Consider the following 9,456-nt stretch of genomic DNA (forward strand, 5'->3'; position numbering starts at 1 on the left):
GTGGCTCGCCATGACACGAGTCACGTACACGGCTGACGGCGGCCACTACCGGGTCGGCGGCGTCGGCTTCGACCCCGGCGACACCAAGGACGTCGACGGCGAGCTCGCCGACTACCTCCGCGACCACGAGGACTTCGACGTGGTCGAGGACGCCGCTGACGAAGTGGGCGAGACATCCGACCTCGGCGACGGTGCGGTAGAGGTCGAACCGCCGTTCGATCCATCCGACCAGACCGTCGACGAACTCAGCGAACGCGTCGAGGACATCGACGATGTCGACCTCCTCGATGCACTCTACCACGCCGAGGACACGGGGAAGTCTCGGACAACGGCACTCGAGACCATCAGTTCGCGCTACTACGACGAGCTGGAGGGCTGACCCATGCCCACTGAAGAGGCGACGATCGACATCGAAACCGCTGGCAACGCCGTCAGCCTCCGGCTGCTCGGCGCCAACATCGTCGACATCCACATCCGCGGCGACGCTGCGGCGGACTACGAGGTCGACGTCCGGCAGAACGGCGGCGACTGGATCCAGGGTGTCCGGTCGGGCTACTCTGGGAGCGCGGACTACGACGACGTCGTCGAGACCGGCGCCGAGGAGATCCGCGTCCGCTGTTCGAGTGGAACCGGCACGGCTGGAGACATGGCGACGATCACGCTGCTGGCGAGCTGACCGCGGTGATCTCTTATGCCTAAAGGCTACTGCACGCTCGAGGACCTCCGCCGCGCGCTCCAGGAGGCAGAGCTCCCCGGCGACATCAGTCAGGACCAGCAGCTCGCCGTCGACGCGATCGCCGCCCAGACCGAGCCACTGGAGAAGAGTCTGAAGCGCCACTGGTACGCGCCGACCGGCGCCACCATCCTCGACGAGGCCTCGGCGATCGACATCCCGACCGCGTCGAAGACCAGAGACGACGAGGAAGACATCCCGACCAGTGGTGCGTTCATCGTCGACGAGAGCGGGCCGTCGCCGAAGACCTCGCAGGGATCGTACACGGCGATCGAGCTCGCACGCCGCGACGCCGAGTCCGTCTCCGAGCTGCTCGTCCGCACTGCGGATGGGAGCTTCGAGGACTGGACCGTCGAGTACGAGGGCGGGTCGTGGCCAGACGCGGTCGGCGACGACTACTACCTCCGCGTGAACAACGGCGGCTGGAGCCGGCTCTACCTCGACACGGACAACCTCCTCGAGGACGGCGAGGACGACGAGTACGTCCTGAAGTCGTTCGCGAACGCGGTGTACGTGTCCTACTCGTACGGCCACGAAGGGATCCCGCGGAACGTTCGCCGGGCGGTTGCGTTCCGTGCTGCGAGTGACTTCGTCGATGAGGCCGCGGTCCAGATCCCGGAGAACGCTCGGGTTCGGTCGGTCGAGTCGCTGGCTGAGGAGTTCGAGCGGAAGGCCGACGAGCTCCTGGAGGTCTACCAGTAATGGCCTACAACGTTGTTTTCGGCTTGTCTTCGTCGTACACAACGATGTTCTGCACTTTCCAAGGAGGGAAGAAGTTTCGCCGTTCTTCCTCGTCGTTGGGGTCTCGACATTCCACCCAGCCGTTCTCAAGTAGCCGGATTTCCGAGAACTTCATCGTAGTGAATCCTTTCTCGGACTCTTCGAGTTCAAGCTCGACACTCACGCCGTGGTCTGCCTTCCGGATTACTCGGGGCATGTCTTCGGACATCACTGGAGAGGTGTCAGCCACCCCGGATAAATGTAGGGGCCTCAATACATGAATCTCGACAGCAGCTTCGAGGACGATCTCCGCGAGGCCGTCCTGGACGAGGCCGAACACGAACTCATAGGGCAATCGGACAACCTCGTCCATCAATTCGTCCAGGACGTCCACGACCAGCTACGAGCGTACGGCAGCCAGTACGACTACAACGTCGAGCCGATCATCGAGAGCCTCGGCGAACCCCAAGTCGACCGCTCCGAGAACTCGCTCTCGATCCGAGTCGGCTGGGAGCACGAGGCCTCGGTCTACTTCGAGTTCGGGACCAGCGACCACACCGTTGAGGGCGATCCCCTGCTCGTCTTCGAGTTCGACCCCGCCGAGTACCCCTACCTGGCCGAGATGTTCCCCGACGGAACCGCGTTCCTGCCACAGACCCATCCCAGCGGGCTGCCTGAGTCGCGGGCGGTTCGGGATGCACTCAACGAGCTCCGGAGGGAGATGCAGCGATGAGTAGTCCGGAAGTTGACTGGGTGCTCGCCCAGCTGGGCAGTGTCGTCGGCTCGCTGACCGTCCCGCTGCGCCGCGTCGATCGCGACGAGAGCACCATCCTCGACGGCGACATCCGGTCGCGGACCGAGGACCTCCAGCAAGCGAACTACGTCGGCGCCACGCTCGCGGACGTCGCGACCGAGCCGCGGGGCGCCGAGTACAACCTCTCCCGCGAGGCCGTGGTCGGCGTCCGCATCGAGGGCCTCAACCACAGCGAATGGGGCCACGTCGATCCGGACGGCAGCGAGGGCATCGTCTGGCAGAACGGTGACACCGGCCTCGTCGATCGGATCCGGAGCACCCTGCTCGCCGAGCGCACCTGGCCGGACGCCGGCGGGACCGACGTCTCGTACACGCATCTGGAGGTGGCGAACCAAGCGCCGCAGTCGGAGCTGTATGCGGACTACTACCGCTACGATTTCGACGTCGTCTTTGACGGCTACGAGGACTTATCATGACCAGTACAGACCGCAGTATTCCACCTGACGATGGAGGTACCGACCGATGACCGGCGCGGGCAGTGGCGAACTCATCTTCGGCCACGAGGACTCGTTCCTCGGCTCGCTCGTCGACAGCAACAGCGACGGCACGCCCGACCTCTTCGACTTTGGCCGGAACGCCGAGCTCACCGAACTTTCGCTGGACAACCAACTCCAGCGGCTCCGCGAAGCCGGCGAGGTCGAGGCGGCCGAGAGCATCAAGCAGAACTTCGAGGGCGCCGTCGGCGTCACCGCCGTCGTGTCTAGCGACACGTTCAACGAGGTTGAGAAGCTCGTGTTCAACGACGGCGGCACCGGCTTCACGCCCGGGCTCGCCGCGTCCGGCCGCGTGTTCACCAACGTCCAGTACCCGACAGGGACTGCCGAGCGCGAACTGCTCGGCGTCATCCCGATCGACTTCAGCATCGACTACGAACAGGGCGGGATGGTCTCGTACAGCCTGACGATGGCGTACGCCGACGAGCAGCCCGGATCGTCAGTCGACCTGACCACGGCGACCCGAGTCAACGACGGGACGTCGGCGCCATTCCACGGGTTCACCCTCACTATCGACGGAACGAGCATCGAGGACCTCCAGTCGTGCTCGCTGTCGATCAGCGAGATCGCGCGCTTCCAGCGCGGCACGGATCCGACGCCGCTCCGAGCCGTGATCGCGAACCCGTCGACGACGCTCGACGCGACCGCGACGTTCACGTCACCGTCGCGGCTGGAGCTAGCTCGCGGCGCGGCGAATGGCCCGCCGCCCGACCAGCTGGACAGCGTCACCGGCACGGTCGAAATCGCCGTCGAGGGCTCCACGGTCTCGACGTACGATCTCCCGAAGCTGAAGCCGGATTCGTACAACTGGGATAGCGTGATCACGCCGGACGACACGACAGACAGCACGACGTTCCACGTCAACGGCGGGGTGACGGTCGCATGACGTTCAACGAGACGCACTTCGACTTCGACGACGAGGTTGACCGCCTCGAGGATCGGATTCAGGAGCTCACCGAGGCGCTCGCGGACATCGACGACGACAGCCCGCAGGCCCAGCAGTTGGCTTCCCAGAAGCAGGAACTCGCCGCCCAGAAGAAGGGCGTGCTGTGGGCGCGTGGCTTCCCCGAAGACGACGACCGCGAGGGCGCGTTCGAGAGCGACGACTTCCCGATGTGGGACGAGGACGTCGACGGCGTCACGCTCGGCGCGGTCCGGGCGAACGTCTACGGCAACATCCAGAACGACCTGGAGAGCGACCCGAACGCCGGCGGCGGTACGTCGGCCACGCTACTCGTCGCCGAAGGGACGGTCGAGGCACCATATATTGACGACAGCATGACCGACGCACAGCACGCAGGCGTCGTCGGCCAGCTGCATCCGTTCTACCGGAAGTGGGCGGAGGCCCGCATCAGCGAACTCCTGGATCCCGAGGTGGGAAACGGGAGGTACTCCGCGACCTCGCCCGCGGAGTAGCGACCCGGGAGGACGTCTCGCGGCGCGAGGTGTACCGGTACGCGAAGTCGGCGTACATCGATCGTGGCGGTAGCCCCCGGGTCTTCGATGAGATGACGTGGGCGGAGATCGAGGACTGGATCGCGATCCACGACATCATGGACGCTCGGCAGTCGTTCGGCGGGGTCCCCGATGAGTAGCTGGCCCTAAATTTAAGCGGGCAGAGACAAACAGCCAAGCAATGAGCCTCAGCAGGACCCTCCCCGCAGTTGCTCTTGTCTTGATACTGCTCGTTGCAGGGTGTGCCGGGACGGGGACATCAGCGCCGGAAACGACAGAAACCGAAACCGTGGCTGAATTGCCGCTCCGGACGTGGAGCGTGACTCAGGACACAACTGATAACGGTAGCACCATCGAAATATCGGGGATGGTCCTTAACACGGGCGAGGAGTCCGTCAGTGGGACGATGGAGGTCGCCCTGCTGAACGAATCGTCACCCGTGGCAACGCGGACGCTCGAGCTGGAAGACGTTTCACCGGAGGAGCAAGTCGAATTCTCGGTTGAATTCGACATCAACGCGACCGAAGTCGACGGCCGTCGCATCTCCTTCAGCAGATAACCGCTATTCATATGACCGAATTCAGTACAGCAGCACTCCTTGAGGCAGAGGTATCGTCAGCCAGCCTTCGAGCGGCCCGTGACGACATCGAGTCCGAGCTCGAGAACGCTCTGACTGTCGACGTGAACGCCTCGGCCCAGCTCGCAAACGACGGGGGTGGCGAGCGGGCTTCGCGGGAGCGGGCGATGTCCCGTCAACTGCTCGACTCTCAGACTGAATCTCTCTCGGAGATCCAGGAGGATCTAGAGGAGCCGCCAGTACTCGACGAGTGGGAGATCGAGCACGACCTCAGCCGGACTCGGAACGATTTGCTCCGGAACATGAATGATTCTATCGAGAAAGGCAACCTCTCCAGCCGGGGCGGAGGCGGTGGTAGCCTGCTGGGGTCGATCGGCGGCGTTCTATCGGTATCCTCACTTCTCGGATCCGTCAGTATCGGAGTTGGGTCGCTGATCGCTTCTCGGGCGAGTCTCGAAGCATCGGATCTGATCAAGGATGCAGTGTCAATCGGTGAGGGCGCAGTCATCGAAGAAGGAGCGGACATCAGTGCCGCCGCGTTGGTTGCAAGCGGAGCGACGATCGCCGCGTCTGCGCTTATCGAAAACCCGCTCGGACTACAGGTGAGCGATCTCATCGAGGACGCTGTTGAACTCGTGCCAAGCGACCTCATCAGCGAGAAAGCCGACCCTCGCGGTGGGTCCGGCCCCACCAGCGATGGATCGGGGGCGATCGACCCGAGCACGATCGCCGGCGGAGCAGCCCTCGGCGCCGGCGGTGGGATCGCCGCCTGGCTCGCCAGACAGGGCGGCGCCAGCTCCCTGATCGGCGGCGCCGGCGCGGGCGGAGCCGCCGGCGTCGGCATGCCCATCCTCACTCCCGAGATGCTCCCCGAAGGGAGTGCGCTGCGGACGAACCCGCGGACGGGCGAGTCGGCGCCGCCGTCGATCCTCACCGAGCAGGGCCGCAAGGAGCGACTCGGCCCGATCGTCGACTTCATCACCGGCATCGCCGGCGGCGGCAGCGACGGCAAGGGCTCGACGTCCGGGTCGCAGGGATCGACGTCGTCGAACCAGGCCCGGGACCGCAAGCGGGCCCGTCAAGAGATTACGTACTCGCCGACGTTCAAGCTGGACACGACCGAGCTGGAGCGACGGCAGCGCCAGGAGCTCCGGAAGCTCGAGCGCCGCATCCAAGAGCTGGAGAACGGCCTTACAGGCGGCAGCGGCGGCCTTCCCGGCCGATAGCTGGCCGTTCTAGCCACCCCGTGATTCCGTTTTCAGTACTAATCATCCATGAGTAGCTACGACAAAGCCAAGCTGACACTCCCGCCGTGCGACCCCGCAAACTCGGGGAACGACGTCACTGGAACGTTCGTGTTCGAGGGCAACCTCACCATCGAAATGGGTACGCGCACCGGGTTCATCTTCGACGGTGCCGGAAGCTCCATCAACAGCATCCTCTCCAGCTGGTACGAGGACGCCACCGGCGAGGAACTCTCGGGGAACGGTAAACGACAGGGACTCTACCTCGATCTCGGCGGCGGCATCCACTTCGCGGAGATCTCGTTCCAGGGTGTCGAGGGCTGGACGGGCAGCGACAGCCAGTGGGGTGACACCGGTGACCCATCCCAGGTAACTCCAACGGATGCCACAGCAGCGAACGCGATCACCCAGCTGCAGGTCCTCGACCGCTACCTCCAGGTCTGCACGATTGACAGCGCCTCGACCGCCACGCTCGAGGTCGGCGAGTACAGCACGAACGGCCTCTACGATCCCCTGCAGGTGGTCGTCGAGAGCCCGCGGTTCACCTTCGACGCCGAAGAGCAGTCGAGCGTCTTCGACGGCAGCCTCACGTTCCTCGAGGCGGCGAGTCTCACGGAAGCGATTGACGGTCGCAACCAGCGGGAATAACGATTCATGACGACACGATACCTCGGCCCGATCGAGATCCCGGCGGACAGCCTCACGAACAGCCAAGGCCAGCGCCGCCAGCGCCTCGCTAAACAGGGCCTGCTCGGAGACATCAACGGCTCCGTCGAGAGCATCTCCAGCGAGCCCAACGAGTTCACGGTCACCGGCCAGTACCGGGGTCGGTTCGCGGAGAAGCTCGCGACCGAACTGGAGGAGCTGTTCGACGCGGGCCCCGAGATCGGGCCGGTGCCGTTCTACGGCGTCGACGAGACACCACAGGACGGCTACTACTCGCTGGAGAACATCGATTCGAATCGCGTGGATCCGCGGACGCCGGCTGCGCAGGCGTTTGATGGCCGGCTCACCTTCGAGGGAACGCGTGAGAACAGCCGCCGTGCGGTTTCGACATCGGTCGCGCAAGTCGAGAACGACTTCGGCAACGACCAGACCGCGCTCGTCGGCCTCCCCGAGTCGGCCACGGATGTCTGGTGGTTCGACGTGGAGAGCAAGCAGACTGAGCAGGTCTCTGTCGTCGAGACGCGCGCTGGCGAACACGGCCAAGTGGATGTCGTCGACGCGCTCGCAAGCTCGTTCGAGAACCCTCATCTGATCTATGATGCCGCGTTGGACGCCGAGTGGCGGACAGATATTCAGGTGTGGGATACACGCGGTCATGCGGACAAGACCGACTCAAACGGGTATGTCCAGTGGGGACGAGTGTTCGCGCCCAGCCACACCTTCGCGGAGGATGTGATCGTGTCGAATCGGATCGTCCGGCTGCGGCTCGGCGAGAGCCTCACAGTCGAGGAGTACGACGATAGTGCGGGCGCGTGGACGGAGGTTGCGCTCGGTAGCTCAGACTGGATGCTCGACGGCTGGGGAGTCACTCGGATCGGGCCGGCCCGAGTCGTCGTCCGGGTTCGGTTCGCGGACGCGATCGCGCCCGCGATCGTCGGTCAAGCGATTGTCGGCGAATCAACAGTCGGCACCACCTCAACCAACAACTATCAGGACTTCGAACTTGATGCAGTGTTGCATCGCGGCTGGCGACGCCCCCACTGGGTCGTCCCTGAGAACGAGACACCGCCGACGCCGTCGGGGCTCCAAGACTTGCTCGCCCCGGTCGCGTCTGGGAGCGACTACACCGCAGCCGAAACGCAGGGGGTCGTCAGCCGCGAGGAGGTGTGGCGCTAATGGCGACGACGATCGACGACTTCGACGACGGCAACCTCGACGAATACACTGGCGACACCGACGCGTTCACCATCGTGTCCAGCCCCACTCACGCGGGGTCGAACGCGCTCGAAGTCACCGGAGGCGGCGGCTACAGTATCTTCTCCACGAGCGGTCTGCCAGCGTATCCTGCTGCGGGAGACGCGTTCTCATTTCGACTGCGAGTCCAGGACTCAGACACTGGCACGTCGGGGATGTACTTCGGCGTCCAGGACACGAGCCGCTGGTATCGGGTGCGGTGGAACGCGGGTGAGCTCCAACTGCAGCGAGACGGCGAGCAGATCGCCGTGCAGTCTGGATCAGTGCCGACCGGCGAGTGGCTCCGGGTGTTAGTCAGTTGGAGTGCTGACGGCACGATCACGGCCGCCATCGCTGACGCGTCCGGCACCAGGCACGCCGCGGTCTCGGCGACCGACTCGACCTACACTGACGGCGGGATCGGGTGGAGCCATTTCAACGGCGCGAGCTCGGAGACCGTCCGTTTTGACAGCGCGCAGATCGAGCCGGCGCCCGCAGCGCCGTCCAACATCTCGGCGAGCAACCCGACCCAGACGTCGGTTGACATCGAGTTCAGCGACAACGCGGCGACGGAGACCGGCTTCCGGCTGCTGCGAGCGCGCGAGTATGACTCTGACTGGGGGCCCTATCAGGTAGCCGTGGAACTCGACGCGGCCCCTGGCACGGGCACGGTCGCGGTCACGGACGACACCGTCTCGCCGGGGAACACGTACAAGTACAAGGCTGCGGCGTACAACGCGTCCGGGGCGTCCGAGAGCGGGGAGAGTGGCGTGGTGTCGACACCGAGTTCAGGGCGGCCGCGGACGCGGACGACGGCGTCGGGCTGGACTGTCGAGGTCGACCATCCAAGCGGGCGGACACTCCGCCCCAGGCTGCTCGACGATCCCGAAGCAAACCCTCGGGTGAACGATCTGCCTCGGATCCGAGTGCCGGTCCCGAAAGACGAGACGTGGGCTTGTGAGGCGTTCGAGGAGGCCGACATGCGGGTGTGGGAGGACGGCCACAAACAGCCGATCGGGACACTCGTCGACGTCGAACAGCAGCCCGACCGCACGATCCTGGTCGGCGAGGGCGGCCGCGAGCTCAAACAGCCGGTTGAGGCCGAGTACGACATCGAAGACATCCACACCGCAGTCGAATCCCTCATCGAAAGCGAGACAAGCTATCAGGCGGACGTCGACCCGCCCGCTCAGACCGTCCGCCAGGACGTGCTGCAGAAGTCGATCGACACAGAGACGGACTGGTTGAACGACCTGAACACCGCGATCGCGAGCGACGAGCCGTGGCAGGTGACGAGTGATGGCCGGCTCCAGCGCAAGCAGACGAGCTGGACGCTCGAGGGCGAGACGTTCAGCGGTACCTCGGGGACTGACAGTTTCGAGAACTATTCGCAGGGCGAAGCGCTGTCGCTCGCGGACCTCATCACGTACGGCCCCTGGTCGTTCACCACCAACCACGACATCCCGGCCGGCGACTGGCGGATCGCACTCCGCTACCGTGTTGAGGGCGACACGGACTTC

Annotated in this window: 14 protein-coding genes; 13 read left to right on the forward strand and 1 reads right to left on the reverse strand. The window is 64.9% G+C overall.

What is annotated here, in order from left to right; translation table 11 throughout:
• The first annotated feature begins 10 nt into the window (after positions 1–10).
• Genes EPY72_RS09040 through EPY72_RS09050 form a run of 3 tightly spaced genes read left to right on the forward strand, consistent with a single transcriptional unit; the run spans position 11 to position 1,435 of the window.
• Positions 11–379, forward strand: a complete 369-nt coding sequence (locus EPY72_RS09040) for a hypothetical protein (RefSeq protein ID WP_135806206.1) — start codon at positions 11–13, stop codon at positions 377–379.
• 3 nt (positions 380–382) lie between these two features.
• Positions 383–676 carry a hypothetical protein gene (locus tag EPY72_RS09045; RefSeq protein ID WP_135806207.1) on the forward strand — a complete coding sequence of 98 codons (294 nt, stop codon included), beginning with the start codon at positions 383–385 and terminating at the stop codon, positions 674–676.
• 15 nt (positions 677–691) lie between these two features.
• Entirely contained in the window at positions 692–1,435 is a 744-nt protein-coding gene (locus tag EPY72_RS09050; RefSeq protein WP_135806208.1) for a hypothetical protein, read from the forward strand.
• A gap of 4 nt (positions 1,436–1,439) precedes the next feature.
• Here the strand turns inward: EPY72_RS09050 and EPY72_RS09055 are convergent, their stop codons facing one another.
• On the reverse strand, positions 1,440–1,682 hold the full coding sequence (locus EPY72_RS09055; RefSeq protein WP_135806209.1) for a hypothetical protein: 243 nt from the start codon (positions 1,680–1,682) through the stop codon (positions 1,440–1,442).
• A 48-nt stretch (positions 1,683–1,730) separates the two neighbouring features.
• Here EPY72_RS09055 and EPY72_RS09060 point away from each other — a divergent pair, with 48 nt between their 5' ends.
• The 10 genes from EPY72_RS09060 to EPY72_RS09100 all read left to right on the forward strand — a co-directional run.
• Positions 1,731–2,186, forward strand: a complete 456-nt coding sequence (locus EPY72_RS09060; protein WP_135806210.1) for a hypothetical protein — start codon at positions 1,731–1,733, stop codon at positions 2,184–2,186.
• Positions 2,183–2,683: a hypothetical protein gene (locus EPY72_RS09065; protein WP_135806211.1), complete on the forward strand. Its 501-nt coding sequence runs from the start codon at positions 2,183–2,185 to the stop codon at positions 2,681–2,683. Before EPY72_RS09060 ends, EPY72_RS09065 begins: the two co-directional genes overlap by 4 nt.
• 46 nt (positions 2,684–2,729) lie before the next feature.
• Positions 2,730–3,647: a phage tail tube protein gene (locus EPY72_RS09070; protein ID WP_135806212.1), complete on the forward strand. Its 918-nt coding sequence runs from the start codon at positions 2,730–2,732 to the stop codon at positions 3,645–3,647.
• Positions 3,644–4,177, forward strand: a complete 534-nt coding sequence (locus EPY72_RS09075) for a hypothetical protein (protein WP_135806213.1) — start codon at positions 3,644–3,646, stop codon at positions 4,175–4,177. Before EPY72_RS09070 ends, EPY72_RS09075 begins: the two co-directional genes overlap by 4 nt.
• A gap of 29 nt (positions 4,178–4,206) precedes the next feature.
• Positions 4,207–4,356 carry a hypothetical protein gene (locus tag EPY72_RS19355; RefSeq protein WP_168216016.1) on the forward strand — a complete coding sequence of 50 codons (150 nt, stop codon included), beginning with the start codon at positions 4,207–4,209 and terminating at the stop codon, positions 4,354–4,356.
• Positions 4,357–4,397: 41 nt separating this feature from the next.
• A complete protein-coding gene (locus EPY72_RS09080) occupies positions 4,398–4,775 on the forward strand; it encodes a hypothetical protein (protein WP_135806214.1) in 378 nt (125 codons plus the stop codon).
• An 11-nt stretch (positions 4,776–4,786) separates the two neighbouring features.
• On the forward strand, positions 4,787–6,019 hold the full coding sequence (locus EPY72_RS09085; protein WP_135806215.1) for a hypothetical protein: 1,233 nt from the start codon (positions 4,787–4,789) through the stop codon (positions 6,017–6,019).
• A 48-nt stretch (positions 6,020–6,067) separates the two neighbouring features.
• Positions 6,068–6,685 (forward strand): hypothetical protein, encoded by a 618-nt coding sequence (locus EPY72_RS09090; protein WP_135806216.1) that lies wholly within the window; start codon positions 6,068–6,070, stop codon positions 6,683–6,685.
• 6 nt (positions 6,686–6,691) lie between these two features.
• Positions 6,692–7,879 (forward strand): hypothetical protein, encoded by a 1,188-nt coding sequence (locus EPY72_RS09095; protein ID WP_135806217.1) that lies wholly within the window; start codon positions 6,692–6,694, stop codon positions 7,877–7,879.
• Positions 7,879–9,456 (forward strand): fibronectin type III domain-containing protein (locus EPY72_RS09100; RefSeq protein WP_135806218.1); only part of this gene is annotated, 1,578 nt, incomplete at its 3' end. The genes EPY72_RS09095 and EPY72_RS09100, both read left to right, overlap by 1 nt.

It is taken from the genome of Halorussus marinus, from assembly GCF_004765795.1.
In the GTDB taxonomy this organism is placed as follows: Archaea; Halobacteriota; Halobacteria; order Halobacteriales; family Haladaptataceae; genus Halorussus; species Halorussus marinus.